This window comes from Pseudomonas sp. Sample_24, assembly GCF_004307605.1.
GTDB lineage: Bacteria > Pseudomonadota > Gammaproteobacteria > Pseudomonadales > Pseudomonadaceae > Aquipseudomonas.
On record NZ_RCNW01000099.1, the window covers coordinates 1 to 17,797 of the forward strand.

Annotated in this window: 20 protein-coding genes and 1 tRNA gene; 15 read left to right on the plus strand and 6 right to left on the minus strand. The window is 59.1% G+C overall.

Annotation, left to right across the window (positions count from 1 at the left end; all coding sequences use genetic code 11):
• The 7 genes from D8V06_RS04545 to D8V06_RS04575 form a co-directional block, all read left to right on the plus strand.
• Positions 1-903: FAD-dependent oxidoreductase (locus tag D8V06_RS04545; protein WP_130930516.1), on the plus strand; the 903-nt coding region annotated here is incomplete at its 5' end.
• Positions 900-1,115, plus strand: a complete 216-nt coding sequence (locus tag D8V06_RS04550; RefSeq protein ID WP_056853263.1) for a TIGR02450 family Trp-rich protein — start codon at positions 900-902, stop codon at positions 1,113-1,115. The genes D8V06_RS04545 and D8V06_RS04550, both read left to right, overlap by 4 nt.
• A gap of 131 nt (positions 1,116-1,246) precedes the next feature.
• Positions 1,247-2,206 (plus strand): DUF523 and DUF1722 domain-containing protein, encoded by a 960-nt coding sequence (locus tag D8V06_RS04555; protein WP_056853264.1) that lies wholly within the window; start codon positions 1,247-1,249, stop codon positions 2,204-2,206.
• Positions 2,206-3,147, plus strand: coding sequence for a MerR family transcriptional regulator (locus D8V06_RS04560; protein ID WP_056853265.1), 942 nt, complete (start codon positions 2,206-2,208; stop codon positions 3,145-3,147). The genes D8V06_RS04555 and D8V06_RS04560 overlap by 1 nt, the downstream gene beginning before the upstream one ends.
• 33 nt (positions 3,148-3,180) lie before the next feature.
• The gene (gene phrB, locus D8V06_RS04565; RefSeq protein WP_130930517.1) at positions 3,181-4,626 is read left to right on the plus strand and encodes a deoxyribodipyrimidine photo-lyase; all 1,446 of its coding nucleotides are present in this window, start codon (positions 3,181-3,183) and stop codon (positions 4,624-4,626) included.
• Between the two features lie 120 nt (positions 4,627-4,746).
• Positions 4,747-5,529 (plus strand): SDR family oxidoreductase, encoded by a 783-nt coding sequence (locus D8V06_RS04570; RefSeq protein WP_056853267.1) that lies wholly within the window; start codon positions 4,747-4,749, stop codon positions 5,527-5,529.
• Between the two features lie 57 nt (positions 5,530-5,586).
• Positions 5,587-5,892 carry a YkgJ family cysteine cluster protein gene (locus tag D8V06_RS04575; protein WP_056853268.1) on the plus strand — a complete coding sequence of 102 codons (306 nt, stop codon included), beginning with the start codon at positions 5,587-5,589 and terminating at the stop codon, positions 5,890-5,892.
• A 53-nt stretch (positions 5,893-5,945) separates the two neighbouring features.
• Here D8V06_RS04575 and D8V06_RS04580 read toward each other — a convergent pair whose 3' ends face one another.
• From D8V06_RS04580 to hemA, 6 genes are all read right to left on the minus strand, one after another.
• A complete protein-coding gene (locus D8V06_RS04580; RefSeq protein ID WP_130907889.1) occupies positions 5,946-6,464 on the minus strand; it encodes an acyloxyacyl hydrolase in 519 nt (172 codons plus the stop codon).
• A 123-nt stretch (positions 6,465-6,587) separates the two neighbouring features.
• On the minus strand, positions 6,588-7,379 hold the full coding sequence (murI, locus tag D8V06_RS04585) for a glutamate racemase (protein ID WP_130930518.1): 792 nt from the start codon (positions 7,377-7,379) through the stop codon (positions 6,588-6,590).
• On the minus strand, positions 7,372-8,127 hold the full coding sequence (locus D8V06_RS04590) for a molybdopterin-synthase adenylyltransferase MoeB (RefSeq protein ID WP_130930519.1): 756 nt from the start codon (positions 8,125-8,127) through the stop codon (positions 7,372-7,374). Before D8V06_RS04590 ends, murI begins: the two co-directional genes overlap by 8 nt.
• Positions 8,121-8,951 carry a peptide chain release factor N(5)-glutamine methyltransferase gene (prmC, locus tag D8V06_RS04595; protein ID WP_056853272.1) on the minus strand — a complete coding sequence of 277 codons (831 nt, stop codon included), beginning with the start codon at positions 8,949-8,951 and terminating at the stop codon, positions 8,121-8,123. Before prmC ends, D8V06_RS04590 begins: the two co-directional genes overlap by 7 nt.
• Complete coding sequence (gene prfA / locus D8V06_RS04600; protein WP_130907887.1) at positions 8,952-10,034, minus strand: peptide chain release factor 1; 1,083 nt, start codon at positions 10,032-10,034, stop codon at positions 8,952-8,954.
• Entirely contained in the window at positions 10,031-11,320 is a 1,290-nt protein-coding gene (gene hemA / locus D8V06_RS04605; protein ID WP_056853273.1) for a glutamyl-tRNA reductase, read from the minus strand. The genes prfA and hemA overlap by 4 nt, the downstream gene beginning before the upstream one ends.
• 212 nt (positions 11,321-11,532) lie before the next feature.
• On the opposite strand from hemA, the gene D8V06_RS04610 reads away from it, so the two are divergent.
• The 8 genes from D8V06_RS04610 to D8V06_RS04645 form a co-directional block, all read left to right on the plus strand.
• On the plus strand, positions 11,533-13,257 hold the full coding sequence (locus tag D8V06_RS04610; protein ID WP_130903569.1) for a tetratricopeptide repeat protein: 1,725 nt from the start codon (positions 11,533-11,535) through the stop codon (positions 13,255-13,257).
• A 4-nt stretch (positions 13,258-13,261) separates the two neighbouring features.
• Positions 13,262-13,879 (plus strand): lipoprotein insertase outer membrane protein LolB, encoded by a 618-nt coding sequence (gene lolB / locus D8V06_RS04615; RefSeq protein ID WP_130903568.1) that lies wholly within the window; start codon positions 13,262-13,264, stop codon positions 13,877-13,879.
• Position 13,880: 1 nt separating this feature from the next.
• A complete protein-coding gene (ispE, locus tag D8V06_RS04620; protein ID WP_130903567.1) occupies positions 13,881-14,732 on the plus strand; it encodes a 4-(cytidine 5'-diphospho)-2-C-methyl-D-erythritol kinase in 852 nt (283 codons plus the stop codon).
• A gap of 36 nt (positions 14,733-14,768) precedes the next feature.
• Positions 14,769-14,843: transfer RNA gene (locus D8V06_RS04625), tRNA-Gln, on the plus strand.
• Positions 14,844-14,888: 45 nt separating this feature from the next.
• Positions 14,889-15,830, plus strand: a complete 942-nt coding sequence (locus D8V06_RS04630) for a ribose-phosphate pyrophosphokinase (protein ID WP_003171603.1) — start codon at positions 14,889-14,891, stop codon at positions 15,828-15,830.
• A 141-nt stretch (positions 15,831-15,971) separates the two neighbouring features.
• Positions 15,972-16,574, plus strand: coding sequence for a 50S ribosomal protein L25/general stress protein Ctc (locus tag D8V06_RS04635; RefSeq protein WP_130903566.1), 603 nt, complete (start codon positions 15,972-15,974; stop codon positions 16,572-16,574).
• A 169-nt stretch (positions 16,575-16,743) separates the two neighbouring features.
• Entirely contained in the window at positions 16,744-17,328 is a 585-nt protein-coding gene (gene pth / locus D8V06_RS04640) for an aminoacyl-tRNA hydrolase (RefSeq protein WP_056853278.1), read from the plus strand.
• 23 nt (positions 17,329-17,351) lie between these two features.
• Positions 17,352-17,797, plus strand: a 446-nt coding sequence (locus D8V06_RS04645) for a GTPase (RefSeq protein ID WP_130930520.1), incomplete at its 3' end; no start/stop codon positions are given.

Genomic DNA, 17,797 nt, shown 5'->3' on the forward strand with positions numbered 1-17,797 from the left:
CAACTTTTCGATAAAAGCCGCGGCAGTGGCGGACGCATGTCGAGCAAGCGCAGCGATGCGGGCGCTCTGGACATGGGTGCGCAATACTTTACTGCCCGCGACCGCCGCTTCGTCACTGAAGTGCAACGCTGGCAAGCCAACGGCTGGGTGGCCGAGTGGACGCCGCAGCTGTACACCTACCATGGCGGCCAGCTCAATCTGTCGCCGGATGAGCAGACCCGCTGGGTCGGCACGCCGCGCATGAGCGCCATCACGAGGGCGCTGCTCGGTGACCTCGAAGTGCATTTCGCCTGCCGGATCACCGAGGTCTATCGCGGCGAACAACACTGGCACCTGCAGGATGCCGAGGGTTTTACCCACGGCCCCTTCAGTCACGTAGTGATCGCTACGCCAGCACCGCAAGCGACGGCACTGCTGGCCTCTGCACCGAAGCTCGCGGGGGCTGCCGCCGGGGTCAAAATGGACCCCACCTGGGCCGTCGCCCTGGCTTTCGAAACGCCGCTGGAAACGCCGATGGAAGGCTGTTTCGTGCAAGACAGCCCGCTCGACTGGCTGGCCCGCAACCGCAGCAAGCCAGGGCGCGACAACACGCTCGACACGTGGGTGCTGCACGCCACCAGCACCTGGAGCCGCCAGCACATCGACTTGCCAAAGGAAGCAGTGATCGAACAATTGCACGGTGCGTTCGCCGAACTGCTACATGATTCGATGCCCGCGCCGAGCTTCAGCCTGGCCCACCGCTGGCTCTACGCTCGTCCAGCCAGCAGCCACGAATGGGGCACGCTGGCGGATGCCGATCTGGGCTTATATGCCTGTGGCGACTGGTGCCTGTCCGGACGTGTCGAAGGTGCCTGGCTCAGCGGCCAGGAAGCTGCCCGTCGTCTGCATGAGCACTTGCAGTGAACCGCATCAATCCGAGCAAATTGCTGCTGTCGAAATGGACAGCAGCCCACCCGCAGAACCGCGAAAAACACTTTCTGGTCACCGAGCTGTTTCGTGACGACGAGGGAACGGTCCGGGAAATCGAACTGCAGGCCGTATTGACCCGACGCAGTGAACGCTGTGCATGGCAAACCTTGCAGGACAGCAGCACTTGGCGGTTGGGCTGGTCGTAAGAACCTCTGCAACAAGCGAGCATCGAGAAAAACTTATACAAAAAATTTGACTTGCACACCTTTGAATCTATGATGAACCCAAGTTGTACAGAATTTTTCATCTGTATAGGTTTTGATTCCGAGGTATTCCGATGCCCCTGCCCCCCAACAAACCGAAAATCGCCATCAGTGCCTGCCTGATGGGCGCCGAGGTGCGCTACAACGGCGGGCACAAGGAGTCGCGGCTGTGCAGCCGCACCCTCACCGATTACTTCGATTTCGTATCGGTGTGCCCGGAAGTTGCCATCGGCCTGGGCATTCCACGCGAGCCCATTCGGTTGGTGGGTGATCCGCTCCAGCCGCAGGCCGTTGGCACGGTCGATCGTGAGATCAACGTCACCCGGCCGCTGGCCGAGTACGGACGGAAAATGGCGGCGGAACTCGGCGACATTTGCGGCTACATTTTCATGCAAAAATCCCCGTCTTGCGGCCTGGAACGCGTAAAGGTCTATCACGCCAACGGTGCGCCGGTGGACGGCGGCGGCCAGGGGATTTATGCCCGGGCTTTTTGCGCGCAGCACCCGGACTTGCCAGTGGAAGAAGACGGGCGGCTCAACGACCCGGTGTTGCGCGAGAATTTCCTTACCCGCGTATTTGCCTACAGCGCCTGGCAGCATTTACTCAAAGAAGGCCTGAGTCGCCGTGGCCTGACGGACTTTCATTCGCGCTACAAGTACCTGCTGATGGCTCACAACCCGGTGCAGTACAAAGCCTTGGGCAATCTGCTGGGCAACATGGGCAAGACCGATCCAGAAACACTCGGCCCGCAATATTTCAGCGAATTGATGGCTGCACTGAAAAAGTGTGCAACCCGCCGCACCCACACCAACGTGCTGCAACACCTCAGTGGCTACCTGAAAAAAACCCTCAGCGCCGACGACAAACAGGAAGTGCAACACGTGATCGGCCAATACCGCCACGGCATCGTGCCTCTGGTGGTGCCGCTGACATTGCTCAAGCATCACTTTCGGCAACACCCCGACCCGTACATCGCGCAGCAGGTCTACCTGCAACCGCACCCGGAAAATCTCAGCCTGCGAAACGCAATCTGATGAAAGACCTAGCTGACAGCAGCGCCAGCGAGGACTTGGGCGACGACTTTAAAAAGGCCCTGGATGAAGGCTGGTTGCCGATCCGCGAGGTAGCCCGGCAGACCGGCGTCAACGCCGTGACGCTACGCGCCTGGGAACGGCGCTACGGCCTGATCGTTCCGCAACGTACGCCCAAGGGGCATCGTCTGTTTTCCAGCGAACACATACAGCGCATCCACACGATCCTCACCTGGCTCAACCGTGGTGTTGCCGTCAGCCAGGTCAAACAACTGCTCGATACCCCACAGACTTTCAGCCAACCGGTGGAGAACGACTGGCAAAGGCTGCGTCATAGCTTGCTGGTGGCGGTCACGAAACTGACCGAACGCCCTCTGGACGACACCGTCAATCAGGCCATGGCGCTCTATCCGCCGCGAACACTGTGTGAGCAATTGTTGTTGCCGCTGCTGGCGGAGCTGGAGCAACGCTGGCAAGGCCAGTTCGGCGCACAGATGGAACGGGTATTTTTTTATTCCTGGCTGCGCAGCAAATTCGGGGCGCGCATCTACCACAACAATCGTCAGTTGCACGCACCGCCATTGCTGTTGATCAACCACTCGGACCTGCCACTGGAACCTCACCTGTGGCTCACGGCCTGGCTGATCAGCAGCGCCGATTGCCCGGTGGAGGTGTTCGACTGGCCGCTGCCTGTTGGTGAACTGGCCGTCGCAGCGGATTATCTGCAAGCTCGCGGCGTACTGCTTTTTTCCAGCAAAGCCATAAACATTTCGCAATTGCCGAAACTTTTGAACAACGTCAGCTGCCCAAAATTGATCGTTGGACCAACGGTGTGCATTCACCACGCCGAGTTGTCCGCTAAAGCTTCAGAAATTGCCGATTTACACCTGGCCGAAGATCCATTGTTGGCACATCAGGTGCTGGTTCAGCGTGGGCTCATTTAGTAGCGTTTTTATAAGGTTTGGTACGGACATCACATGCAATTGATCTGGCTGCGCAGCGACTTGCGCTCACATGACAACACCGCCCTCTCGGCTGCCGCTGCGGTTGGCCCGTGCGTGGCGGTGTACCTGCTCAGCCCGGAGCAATGGCTGGAACACGACGATGCGCCGTGCAAAGTGGATTTCTGGTTACGCAATCTCGATCAGCTGAGCCAGGTGCTGAGCCAATTGAACATTCCGCTGCTGATTCGCGAGGCTGCGCGCTGGGATGACGCACCGAAGGTACTGCTCGATGTTTGCCGGCAACTGCGCATCGAAGCTGTACATGTAAACGAGGAATACGGCATTCACGAAACCCGCCGGGACGCTGCCGTTGCGAAAACACTGGCAGGCCAAGGCATCGAATTCCACAGTTACCTTGATCAGTTGCTGTTCAAGCCGGGCAGTATCCTGACCAGAACCGGCACGTACTTTCAGGTTTTCAGTCAATTCCGCAAGGTCTGCTACGAACGCCTGCACCATGCGCTGCCGCGATTGGTCAGTACACCAATGGCCCAGGCGCCGCTTGGGATTCTCAGCGATCCGGTCCCCACCCGTGTCGAAGGATTCGAGACACCTGCCGCCAGCCTTCAAGCGCTGTGGCCCGCCGGAGAAACCGAAGCCCGCCAGCGGCTCGATACTTTCGCCGACATACAGATCGACTACTACCAGAGCGAGCGCGATTTCCCGGCAAAGCCCGGCACCAGCCAACTTTCGGCGTACCTCGCCGCCGGGGTGATTTCACCACGCCAATGCCTGCATGCCGCACTGCAAAGCAATCAGGGCGAGTTCGAAAGTGGCAAAGTCGGAGCAGTCACTTGGATCAATGAACTGCTATGGCGCGAGTTCTATAAGCACATTTTGGTGGGCTACCCGAGGGTTTCCCGTCATCGTGCCTTCCGCCCGGAAACCGAAGCCCTGGCCTGGCGCCACGCCCCCGAAGAGCTCGCAGCCTGGCAGGAGGGCCGTACTGGACTGCCGATCATTGATGCCGCCATGCGCCAGCTGCTGGAAACCGGTTGGATGCACAACCGTCTGCGCATGATCGTGGCGATGTTCCTGACCAAGAACCTGCTGATCGACTGGCGCGAGGGCGAGCGTTTTTTCATGCGCCACCTGATCGACGGCGACCTCGCCGCCAACAATGGCGGCTGGCAGTGGAGCTCGTCCACCGGCACTGATTCAGCGCCTTACTTTCGGATCTTCAATCCGTTGAGCCAGTCGGAAAAGTTCGACGCAGAAGGTGTATTCATCAAGCACTGGCTGCCGGAACTGTCGGGGCTGAACAAAAAAGAGCTGCACAACCCGGCTCACCTCGGTGGGTTGTTCGGCGTGGCCAACTATCCATCGCCGATTGTCGATCTGAGCGCTTCGCGCGCGCGCGCCCTGGCTGCATTCAAAAGCCTGCCGACACGGCAAAATGCCGGAGGTTTGCATGATTAGCTTCCTGCAACAGCACGACAACATTTTTTGCCACCAACATCACTTCGATGCCGGTGCTGCTCTCCAAAAACACAACCCCCTGTCGGGCCAGTTGATTACCAGGCTGAAAAGGAGAAAGGGATGATCCTGACACCGCCACGTCGATACTGGTTGACCGGTGCCAGCAACGGCATTGGTGCCGCGATGGCCGAAGAAATCCTCAAGACCGGTGCCCACGTGGCCGTCAGCTCACGCTCGCTGACGCAGCTCAAAGACATGTCCCAACGTTATCCGGGACAAGTTCTGGTGGTGGCAGGCAACCTGACCAACAGTCAGACCGTACGTGAAATCGGCGAACAGATCGCCGAGCAATGGGGTTCTCTGGATACGGTGATCCTCAATGCGGGCACCTGTGAATACGTGGATGCCAAGCAATTCGACACCTCGATCGTCGAGCATGTGGTGCGCACCAATCTGCTCGCCAGCAGCTATTGCATCGAAGCCGCCTTGCCTCTGCTGCGCAAAGGCATCGCCCCGCACCTGGTGGGGGTGGCCAGTTCGGTGACCTACCTGCCGCTGCCGCAGGCAGAAGCCCATGGCGCCTCGAAGGCCGGCTTGCGTTACTTGTTCGAATCCTCGCGTATCAACCTTGCCCCGCAAGGGATTGAAGTCACCGTGGTCAGTCCTGGTTTGGCCAATACACCGCTGACGGCGAAAAACGACTTTCCCATGCCCCAGAGCTGGCCTGCGGACAAAGCCGCACGGCACATCGTCAGCAAACTCAGGGATCGGCCGCTGGAGATAACGTTTCCAGGAATGTTCATGGCCGCCCTATGGCCAATGTCGAAAATGCCGGATCAGGTAAAACTGGAGATCGGTAAAAGAATGGTGCGCCGCAACCCGCCAATCAAGGACCAGCCCTGACACCGCGCCCGTCTGCACTTTCACACAGCACCGCGCCACTGCCTTACACTGCGCGCCATGAAAACCATCCCTCATACGCAAATCGCCATTCCCGCGGTGACCTGCTCGACTTGTGCCGCCTGCTGCTGCCAGCTCGAAGTCATGTTGATCACCGATACAGGCGTACCCGAACGCTATATCGATACCGATGACTGGGGTGGCGAGGTCATGTTGCGTCTGGATGACGGCTGGTGTGCCGCGCTGGATCGCAACACGATGATGTGCACCATCTACGAGAAACGCCCGTTGATCTGTCGTGAGTTCGAGATGGGTGCGCCGGAATGCATTGAGGAGCGCCAGGGGATTTCGACGGCGTATCGCTGATTACCCATGCAGCAGCGAGCCTGCTCGCTCCTGCATGGGATCTTGTATCAGCCTTACAAAGGCATCGTGTAATGCAACGCGTAGCTCTCTACCCCGTTATTGGGACTGCTGATCCCGGCATTGGAATAGTGAGTGGCCCGAACGCCGACTTCATGCCCGCCGGCAAAGCGCAGGCCAACGCCGAAACGGTCCTCGAACTGAAACGAGCTACCCAGATCGTTGTTTTCGATTTCAGTGTCGGAGAAAAGCGCCACGCCAACCCCAAGCTCGACGTAGGGTTTGACGTTCTGGCCGGCGAATTCGTAAACCAACACGGGCGAGAACGACAGACTGTTGTTACTCGAAGTCTTGTCACCTTCCCAATAGGTGTAAGCGCCGCTCCAGTAACCGGTCAGGCGACCGACGTCGGTTTGCCACCAGCTCTGGTCCCAATCGAACTGCATGCCCAGTCGATAAGTCATGGTTGACTCGCCGGTCTGGCCGACCGCAAATTCCACACCTGCGGCCTGTGCAGTGAAACTGTGCCCCATCAATGCAGCCGCAATCGCGGCCAAACAAAATAGACGCTTCATTAGAAACTTCCTTTTCCGAACGATTACGTTTGGTATTTTTGTTGCTCGACATTCACAGCTATAGAAGTCGGCGATTTATCAGAAGTTCACCCCGATTTTTTTCAACGCCCCCCTAAGACTTGCCTACGCTTCAAAGCTTCGCACAACCCCAGCTTTATTCCACAAAACCGGCAATATATTTGCGAAATGGTCTGGATCGGCACTGCTCCAGAACTGTGCAGGACGCGCAGGTCCTTCAGCCAGCAATTGGCGATCAGCCAAAAGCCGCTGAAGTTGTCGGGCGACCGCCGCGCCGGTATCGATCAGGCTGATGTCGTCGGGGATCATCTGCCTGAGCAACGGTTTGAGAAAAGGGTAATGCGTGCACCCCAGGATGATGGTGTCAGCGCCTGCGCTAAGCAGCGGCCCGACGTAACCCTCAAGCATTTCACGCAAAGCCGTACTGTGCAGATCGCCGTTCTCGATCAGCTCCACCAACCCGGGGCAAGGCTGGGTGATCACCCGAACATCAGTGGCGAAACGGTCGAGCAGCGCGGCGAACTTGGCGCTCTGCAAGGTGCCGGTGGTGGCGAGTACTCCGACCACGCCACTGCGGGTGGCGGCGGCGGCCGGCTTGACGGCAGGTTCCATGCCGACGATGGGCCACTGCGGATAATCGCGACGCAAGTCAGCAACCCCTGCAACCGTCGCCGTATTGCAGGCCAGTACCAGGGCCTTGGCGCCCTGGTGCTCAAAGAACTTGGCCATGACGCTGCAGCGCTGGCGGATAAATTCCGGCGTCTTTTCGCCGTAAGGGATATTCCCGCAATCGGCGACGTACAAGAGTGATTCGTTGGGCAGCAAACGCTGGATTTCGGCCAGCACCGAAAGTCCACCGACGCCGGAGTCGAATACGCCGATCGGCGCTTCACGCATGCTTTGGCCCACAGACGCTGCAACCCGGATCGCGCTTGACCCGCAATTCACGGAAGCGCGAGCCCAAGGCATCGATCAACAACAGGCGCCCCACCAGTGGCTCGCCGAAAACGGCCAGCAACTTCAGCGCTTCGAGCGCCTGCAAGCTGCCCACCAAACCCACCAGCGGCCCCACCACTCCGGCCTCGCTGCAGGTCAATTCGGCTTCGCTGCCGTGCCCGTACAAACAGTGGTAGCACGGGCTTTCCGGGCGGCGTGGGTCGAACACCGACAATTGCCCCTCCAGACGAATCGCCGCGCCGCTGACCAGAGGCTTACCGGCAGCCACACACGCGGCATTCACCGCTTCACGGGTGGAAAAGTTGTCGCAACAGTCGAGCACCAGATCCACGCCGGCCACCGCCGCGGCCAGGGAGCCTTCATCCAATGCCGTGCGATGGGCAACCAGTTGAATCTCGGGGTTGATGGCCGTCAGGCGCTTGATCGCTGAATCGACCTTGCTCATGCCGACGCTGTCGGTGTCATGGATGATCTGGCGCTGCAGGTTGGTCAGGTCGACGGTGTCGAAGTCCGCCAGATGCATTTCACCCACCCCCGCCGCCGCCAGATACAGCGCCACCGGAGCACCCAGACCGCCGAGGCCGACGATCAGCACGCGGCTGTCCTTCAAGCGCAATTGACCGTCGATGTCGATGTGCTGCAACAGAATCTGTCGGCTGTAGCGCAGCAATTCCTGATCATTCAGCATGGCAGGCGTCCCAGGCTGATGCGTTGATGCCCCCCCAGATCGGTGCGGCTATGGACCTGTTCAAAACCACGGGTCAAGAGCAAATCGCGCACCGCCTCGGCCTGATCGTAACCGTGTTCGAGCATCAGCCAGCCACCCGCTTCCAGATGATCCGGTGCCTGGGCGACGATCAAGCGCAAATCATCGAGCCCGTCGACACCCGCGACCAGAGCGCTGGCCGGTTCGAAGCGCACGTCGCCTTCCACCAGATGCGGATCGGCGGCGGCGATGTAAGGCGGATTACTGATGATCAACTCGAATCGTTGCCCTTGCAGCGCACTGAACCAGTGGCTGCACAGAACCGTGGCATTGTGCAGGTGCAGACGCTGGCGATTGCGCTCGGCCAGGGCAACGGCTTCCAGCACGCGGTCTACGGCCGTGACCTTCCACGCAGGACGTTCGCTGGCCAGGGCCAGAGCGATTGCGCCACTGCCGGTGCCGAGGTCCAGTACTTTTGCCGGCGTGGCGGGCAGCAATTCAAGTGCGGCTTCGACCAGAAGTTCGGTATCCGGGCGCGGAATCAAAGTGTGTGGTGCCACTTCCAGATCAAGCTTCCAGAAACCTTGCTGGCCAAGAATGTAGGCCACCGGCTCACCGCCACGACGGCGTTGCAAAAACTCGGCGAAGGTCAGCGCCGCTTCGCTCGGCACGATACGTTCCGGCCAGGTGTGCAAAAAACTGCGGGACTTGCCCAACGCCGCCGCCAGCAACAGTTCGGCGTCCAGGCGCGCTGTGGGCGAGTCGGGCAAATCGGCGGCGCGCAACAAACTGGCAATGATCGTCATTTACTCACCTATCGCCGCGAGTTGATCAGCCTGGTATTCGGCCAGCAACGGCTCGATCACCGCATCGACGCCACCGGCGAGGATTTCATCGAGCGAATACAGCGTCAGGTTGACCCGATGGTCGGTGACCCGGCCCTGGGCAAAGTTGTAGGTGCGAATGCGTTCGGAGCGGTCACCGGAACCGACCAGCAACTTGCGCTCGCTGGCAATGGCGTTGGCCGCGGCGCTGGTCTGCTGGTCGTTGAGTTTGGCCGACAACCAGGCCATCGCACGGGCGCGGTTCTTGTGCTGCGAACGCTCCTCCTGGCATTCCACAACGATGCCGGATGGCAAGTGCGTGATACGAATGGCCGAATCGGTTTTGTTCACGTGCTGACCACCGGCCCCCGAGGAGCGGTAAGTGTCGATCCGCAAATCCGCCGGATTGATCTCGATGGCCTCTTGCTCGTCCGGCTCGGGCAACACCGCCACAGTACAGGCCGAAGTATGGATACGACCCTGGGACTCGGTAGCCGGTACCCGTTGCACGCGGTGCGCACCGGATTCGAACTTCAGCTTGCCGTAGACGTTGTCGCCTTCGACCCGGGCGATGACTTCTTTATAGCCGCCGTGCTCACCCTCGTTTTCCGAAAGGATCTCCACGCGCCAGCCGCGACGCTCGGCGTATCGCGAATACATGCGGAACAGGTCGCCGGAGAAAATCGCCGCCTCGTCGCCGCCGGTGCCGGCACGGATTTCGAGGAACACGTTGCGTCCGTCATTCGGGTCCTTGGGCAACAGCATGCGTTGCAGGCTGGCTTCCAGTTCGACCAGGCGTTCCTTGGCTTCGCGGACTTCTTCCACGGCCATCTCGCGCATGTCCGGGTCGCTGTCCTTGAGCAGTGCCTGGGCACCTTCGAGGTCGCCTTGCACTTTGAGCAGCTGTTTATAGGTTTCGACGATCGGCTCGACTTCCGCGTATTCCTTGGAGTAGGTGCGGAATTTGTTCTGATCGGAAATGACCTCGCCATCGCCAAGCAGGGCGGTCAGTTCCTCGAAACGGTCCTGGAGGATGTCCAGCTTATTGAGCAGTGACGCTTTCATTGCGGTTTCTTATCCGAAAAGCTATCCGATGAGCCCTCATTGAGGGCAAAGAGTTCCTGGGCCATCGCCAGCGCATCGAGGCGACCTTCGGCAGAGAGCTTTTTCAACTGCACGCTGGGTGCGTGCAAGAGTTTGTTGGTCAGGCCCCGCGCCAGTTGCACCAGCACTTCTTCGGCGCTGCCGCCGTTGGCCAGCAGACGCTGGGCCTTTTGCAATTCTTCGTCGCGCAGACGTTCACTCTGTTGACGATAGGCCTTGAGCACGTCGACTGCCGCCAGTTCGCGCAAGCGGATCATGAAATCTTCGGCACCGACCGAGACCATCTCTTCCGCGGCCTGGGCGGCGCCCTGGCGGCTCTTGAGGTTCTCGGCGACAACTTCGTGGAGATCGTCGACGCTGTAGAGATAAACGTCGTCCAACTCGCCGACTTCCGGCTCGATATCCCGCGGAACGGCGATGTCCACCATGAAAATAGGTTTGTGCTTGCGCAGCTTCAGCGCGCTTTCCACAGCGCCCTTGCCGAGGATCGGCAACTGGCTGGCGGTTGAACTGATGACGATGTCGCTGCGCACCAGTTCAGCCGGAATATCCGACAGCAATACCGCATGCGCGCCAAACTGCTCGGCCAGAATGCTGGCGCGTTCCAGAGTGCGGTTGGCCACAACGATACGCTTGACCCCCAGATCATGCAGATGGCGGGCGACCAGGGTGATGGTCTCGCCCGCGCCGATCAACAGCGCCTGGCTGCGCTGCAAGTCGCTGAAAATCTGTTTCGCCAGGCTGACCGCGGCAAAGGCCACGGACACCGGGTTCTCACCGATGGCGGTGTCGGTGCGCACTTGCTTGGCGGCATTGAACGTGGCCTGGAACAAGCGCCCGAGCAGCGGCCCGATGGTGCCCGCCTCGCGAGCCACGGCATACGCCGATTTCATCTGCCCGAGAATCTGAGGCTCACCCAACACCAGCGAATCGAGCCCGGAAGCCACGCGCATCATGTGACGAACTGCCGCATCATCTTCGTGCACATAACTGCTCGCACGCAGTTCATCCAGGCTCAAATGATGATAATCGGCCAACCAGCGCAGCACGGTATCCGCCGACAGGTGATCCTGTTCTATATAGAGTTCACTGCGATTGCAGGTGGAGAGGATCGCAGCTTCGCGGCTGTCGGTGAGTCGGCAGAGCTGCTGCAAGGCCTCAACCAGCTGCTCAGGGGTAAAGGCCACGCGCTCGCGGACGTCTACTGAAGCAGTCTTGTGGTTAATACCGAGTGCAAGGAAGGCCATTCAAAGTCGCTGATGGTGACGTGAAGCCGGCAATTGTCCTACTTCGACAGATCGAGAACAACTACTCGATATCTATCGCCCCCACAGGAAGTACCGCGAGTTGCGAGCGCTTCTCGTTTACCCGGCGCGCGGGTAAATTGCCGGGCCGGTTATGTTTGGCCCAAGGCTTGTGTCATGATGATCCGACCGCAGGTTAGTCGTCCTCTTCCTATATGAATAGATCTTCCGCGTTGCTCCTCGCTTTTGTCTTCCTCAGCGGCTGCCAGGCCTTGGCCCCCGTGTCGCCGGACAGTTCGTCCGCGGTGGAAGACAGCACTCCGGTGCCCGAAAAGCCCAAGGTTTACAGCTCATTCAGTGAAGACACGGTCTTCAGCCTGCTGAGTGCCGAACTCGCTGGTCAGCGCAATCGCTTCGACATTGCGCTGGATAACTACGTGACCCAGGCCATCAACACTCAGGATCCGGGCATTTCCGAGCGGGCATTTCGCATCGCCGAATACCTGGGTGCCGATCAAGCCGCCCTGGACACCGCGCTGATCTGGGCGAAAAACGCCCCGGACGACCTCGAGGCACAACGGGCGGCGGCCATTCAACTGGCACGCGCCGGGCGCTATGACGACTCCATGGTCTATATGGAGAAAGTCCTGCAAGGCAAGGGCGACACGCATTTCGATTTCCTTGCGCTGTCTGCGGCCGATACCGACCAGGACACCCGCAACGGCTTGATGCAGAGTTTCAACCGTTTGCTGCAACGCCACCCGAACAATGGCCAACTGATTTTCGGCAAGGCTCTGTTGCTGCAACAGGACGGCGACTCCAAAGGCGCACTGACCCTGCTGGAAGACAACCCGCCGGACGAAGGCGAAATCGCCCCGATTCTGCTGCGCGCGCGGCTGCTGCAAAGCCTCGACCGCGGCGACGAAGCATTGCCGCTGCTGCAAAAAAGCATCAAGAAGTACCCGGAGGACAAGCGCCTGCGCCTGACGTACGCACGCATGCTGGTCGAGCAGAACCGCATGGATGACGCCAAGGCCGAGTTCTCCAGCCTGGTCCAGCAATACCCGGATGACGACGAACTGCGTTATTCGCTGGCACTGGTCTGTCTCGAAGCCAAGGCCTGGGACGAGGCCAAGGGCTACCTGGAAGACCTGATCGCACGGGACAGCCACGTTGACTCGGCGCATTTGAACCTGGGCCGCATCGCCGAAGAACGCAATGACCCGCAAGGCGCGCTGATCGAGTACGGCCAGGTCGGCCCTGGCAACGACTACCTGCCGGCACAGTTGCGCCAGACCGACATCCTGATCAACAACGGCCGGACCGCCGAAGCCCAGCGCAAGCTCGCGGCCGAACGCGACGAACAGCCGGACTATGCGATTCAGCTTTACCTGATCGAAGCCGAAACCCTGTCCGCCAACAACCAGCCCGACAAGGCCTGGGCGGTACTGGAACAAGCACTGCAAAAATACCCGGACGACCTGAACCTGCTTTACACCCGGGCCATGCAGGCGGAAAAACGCAATGACCTGGCGCAGATGGAAAAAGACCTGCGCCAGATCATCAAGCGTGACCCGGACAATGCCATGGCGCTGAACGCGCTCGGATATACCCTGTCCGATCGCACCACTCGCTATGTCGAAGCCAAGGCCTTGATCGAACAGGCACACCAGATCAACCCGGAAGACCCGGCCGTTCTCGACAGCCTCGGCTGGGTGAACTTCCGCATGGGCAACCTCGACGAAGCCGAGCGTTTGCTGCGTCAAGCCCTGGAGCGTTTCCCGGACCAGGAAGTCGCCGCGCATCTGGGCGAAGTCCTGTGGGCCAATGGCAAACAACGCGAAGCCAGGCAGATCTGGAGCAAATTCCTCAAGGAACAACCCGACAGCCCTATTCTGCGCAGTACCATCAAGCGCCTGACCGGATCAGAGACCCTTTAAGATTATGTTTTTGCGCCACATCATTGTTTTCAGCTTAATCGCCCTGCTCGCCGGCTGTGCGGGTTTCGGCGCTCGCGAATCGGTCGAAGGCCACGGCAACCCTGCCCAATGGCGCGAGCACAAACAGCAGTTGGCCAACCTCGATGGCTGGCAGATCGACGGCAAGATCGGCATCCGCGCACCGAAGGACTCAGGCAGCGGCACGCTGTTCTGGTTGCAGCGCCAGGATTACTACGACATCCGCCTCTCCGGCCCATTGGGTCGCGGGGCCGCTCGCCTGACCGGGCGCCCGGGCAAGGTTTCCCTGGAAGTGGCCAATCAGGGGCGCTATGAAGCCCCCTCTCCGGATGTGTTGCTGGAAGAACAATTGGGCTGGAAATTGCCGGTGTCCAATCTGGCGTGGTGGGTCCGCGGGCTTCCGGCTCCGGACAGTAAAAGCCGCCTGACGCTGGATGGCGACAGCCGCCTGGCCAATCTCGAACAGGATGGCTGGCAGGTGGAGTACACCGCCTATACCGAACAAAACGGCTACTGGTTGCCCGAGCGGATCAAACTCCACGGCACCGACCTTGATGTCACGTTGGTGATCAAGGCCTGGCAACCTCGCAAACTGGGGCAGTGACATGCCGGCCAATCGCCTGACCTTGCCCTCGCCAGCCAAACTCAATTTGATGCTGCACATCCTGGGTCGCCGCGAAGACGGTTACCACGAGTTGCAGACAATGTTTCAGTTTCTCGACTACGGCGATGAAATCACCTTCGCTGTTCGCGATGACGGTGTCATTTGCCTGCACACCGAGTTCGAGGGCGTGCCCCACGACAGCAACCTGATCGTCAGGGCTGCCAAAAAACTGCAAGAGCAATCTGGCAGCAAACTGGGCATCGATATCTGGATCGACAAGATTCTGCCCATGGGTGGCGGGATCGGCGGCGGCAGTTCGAACGCCGCGACCACTCTGCTCGGCCTGAATCATCTCTGGCATCTGGGCTGGGATGAGGATCGGTTGGCTGCACTGGGCCTGACGCTGGGTGCCGACGTCCCGGTTTTCGTGCGCGGCCACGCAGCTTTCGCCGAGGGTGTCGGAGAGAAACTGACCCCTGTCGACCCGGAAGAACCGTGGTATGTGGTGCTCGTTCCGCAAGTCTCTGTAAGTACGGCAGAAATTTTTTCCGATCCGTTGTTGACACGTAACACGCCGCCCATTAAAGTGCGCCCCGTTCCCAAGGGAAACAGTCGTAATGACTGCTTGCCGGTGGTAACAAGGCGTTATCCAGAGGTACGTAACGCTTTGAATTTGTTAGGTAAATTTACCGAAGCAAAACTCACCGGAACTGGAAGTTGTGTGTTTGGGGGCTTCCCAAGCAAAGCTGAAGCTGATAAAGTCTCGGCCCTTCTTACAGAGACCCTTACAGGGTTTGTAGCAAAAGGAAGCAACGTCTCGATGTTGCATCGCAAGCTGCAAAGTCTGCTCTAAAAGAACCGATTACTGGGTAATCGTTGCAACAGATACAGGGGCGTCGCCAAGCGGTAAGGCAGCAGGTTTTGATCCTGCCATGCGTTGGTTCGAATCCAGCCGCCCCTGCCATTTTCTATACTCATCCAGGTTACCCTCAGCCTCTAGGTACTGCGCGTGTCCAAGATGATGGTCTTTACGGGGAATGCTAACCCCGATCTGGCTCGGCGTGTCGTACGTCAGCTGCATATCCCTCTCGGTGACATCTCTGTCGGCAAATTCTCCGACGGCGAAATCACAGCCGAGATCAATGAAAACGTTCGCGGTAAAGACGTCTTCATTATTCAGCCGACTTGCGCTCCGACCAACGATAACCTGATGGAACTGGTAGTGATGGCTGACGCCTTCCGCCGCTCCTCGGCTACTCGTATCACTGCTGTTATTCCTTACTTTGGTTATGCCCGTCAGGATCGCCGTCCGCGTTCCGCACGTGTGGCAATCAGCGCGAAAGTCGTGGCTGACATGCTTACCGTAGTCGGCATCGACCGTGTTCTCACGGTTGATCTGCATGCTGACCAAATCCAGGGTTTCTTCGATATTCCGGTAGATAACATCTACGGCTCCCCGGTTCTGGTGGATGACATTGAAGATCAGCGCTTCGAAAACCTGATGATCGTCTCCCCGGACATTGGTGGCGTCGTGCGTGCACGTGCCGTCGCCAAATCCCTGGGCGTGGATCTCGGGATCATCGACAAACGCCGTGAGAAAGCCAATCACTCTGAAGTGATGCATATCATCGGTGATGTCGAAGGGCGTACCTGTATTCTGGTCGATGACATGGTCGATACCGCCGGCACCCTGTGCCACGCGGCCAAGGCCTTGAAAGAGCATGGCGCAGCCAAGGTTTTCGCCTACTGCACGCACCCTGTGCTATCGGGTCGGGCAATCGAAAACATTGAAAATTCCGTGCTGGACGAGCTGGTGGTGACCAACACCATTCCGCTGTCCGCTGCAGCACAAGCCTGTGCGCGTATCCGTCAACTGGATATCGCACCGGTAGTTGCCGAGGCGGTCCGCCGCATCAGCAATGAAGAATCGATCAGCGCGATGTTCCGCTAAGGGCCCTGCCCTTTTCGAATGTCTCGTTGACGAAAAGCGCCCCGCCCCGGCATTCCTGTCGGGGCGGGGCTTTTTTGCCCATATCGCCTTTAGCGCTGGTCGCAAACGCTGGGGCGAGTGTGGTTATTTTGGAGATACAACATGAACGATTTTACTCTGAATGCTGAAGTGCGTTCCGACCTGGGGAAAGGTGCGAGCCGCCGCCTGCGTCGTCTCGCAAGCCTGGTTCCAGCTGTAGTTTACGGTGGCGACAAAGCCCCTGAATCCATCAGCATGCTGGCCAAAGAAGTTGCCAAACTGCTCGAAAACGAAGCGGCTTACAGCCACATCATCGAGCTGAACGTTGGTGGCACCAAGCAGAACGTCGTGATCAAAGCCCTGCAGCGTCACCCGGCCAAAGGCCACGTGATGCACGCTGACTTCGTACGCGTAGTCGCTGGCCAGAAACTGACCGCTATCGTTCCAGTGCACTTCATCAACGAAGAAGCACCGACCAAGAAAGGCGGCGAAATCTCGCACGTTACTTCGGAAATCGAAGTTTCCTGCCTGCCGAAAGACCTGCCTGAATTCATCGAAGTCGATCTGGCTAACGCCGAAATCGGTTCGATCATTCACCTGTCGGACCTCAAAGCCCCTAAAGGCGTTGAGTTCGTTGCTCTGGCACACGGCGATGACAAGGCTGTTGCCAACGTCCACGCTCCACGTGTTGCTCCAGAAGCTACCGAAGAAGGCGCAGCAGAGTAATTTCACTCTGTTCGCCGGAGTGACCGGAAACATCGCGGACTAGAGCATAGCGAGAAAGCGGGCGAGAACGCGGAGTTTACATCATGGTAAATGAGCAATTTTCGTCCACTTTCGCCGCTCTCCCTGATTGCGGCGATGTTATCCACCACTCCTAGGAAGGGCCCCTATCGTGACTGCCATCAAACTGATCGTTGGCCTGGGAAATCCAGGCGCTGAATACGAACAGACCCGGCATAACGCAGGGGCCCTTTTTGTTGAGCGCATCGCGAACGCACAAGGCGTAAACCTTGTGGCGGACCGCAAATATTTCGGCCTGACCGGTCGCTTTTCGCATCAGGGTCAGGATGTTCGTCTGCTGATTCCCACCACGTACATGAACCGCAGCGGCCAGGCCGTCGCGGCCCTTGCCGGTTTCTTCCGCATCAAGCCTGAAGAAATCCTCGTGGCGCATGACGAACTCGACCTGCCTCCGGGCGTCGCCAAGCTCAAACAGGGCGGCGGCCATGGCGGTCACAACGGGTTGCGCGACATCATTGCGCAATTGGGCAATCAGAATACCTTTCACCGCTTGCGGCTTGGCATTGGCCACCCGGGCGTTGCCAGTATGGTTTCAAATTTCGTCCTGGGTCGTGCGCCACGCGCCGAACAGGAAAAACTCGATGCCAGCATCGACTTTGCCCTCGGCGTGCTGCCGGATATCCTCGCCGGTGAATGGAACCGCGCGATGAAAAACCTGCACAGCCAGAAGGCCTGACTTTTTACCCGAGGGGAAACACCATGGGATTCAATTGCGGCATCGTCGGCCTGCCTAACGTCGGCAAGTCCACCCTGTTCAACGCCCTGACCAAATCCGGTATTGCGGCCGAGAACTTTCCCTTCTGCACCATCGAACCCAACAGCGGTATCGTGCCGATGCCGGACCCACGCCTGGAGGCATTGGCGGCCATCGTCAATCCAAAGCGCATCCTGCCGACCACCATGGAATTCGTCGACATCGCGGGCCTGGTTGCCGGCGCGTCGAAGGGCGAAGGCCTGGGCAACAAGTTCCTGGCCAACATCCGTGAAACCGATGCTATCGCTCACGTGGTCCGCTGCTTCGAAGACGAGAACGTGATTCACGTCTCCAACAGCGTCGACCCGAAACGCGACATCGAAATCATCGACCTGGAACTGATCTTCGCCGACCTCGACAGCTGCGAGAAGCAACTGCAGAAAGTCGCGCG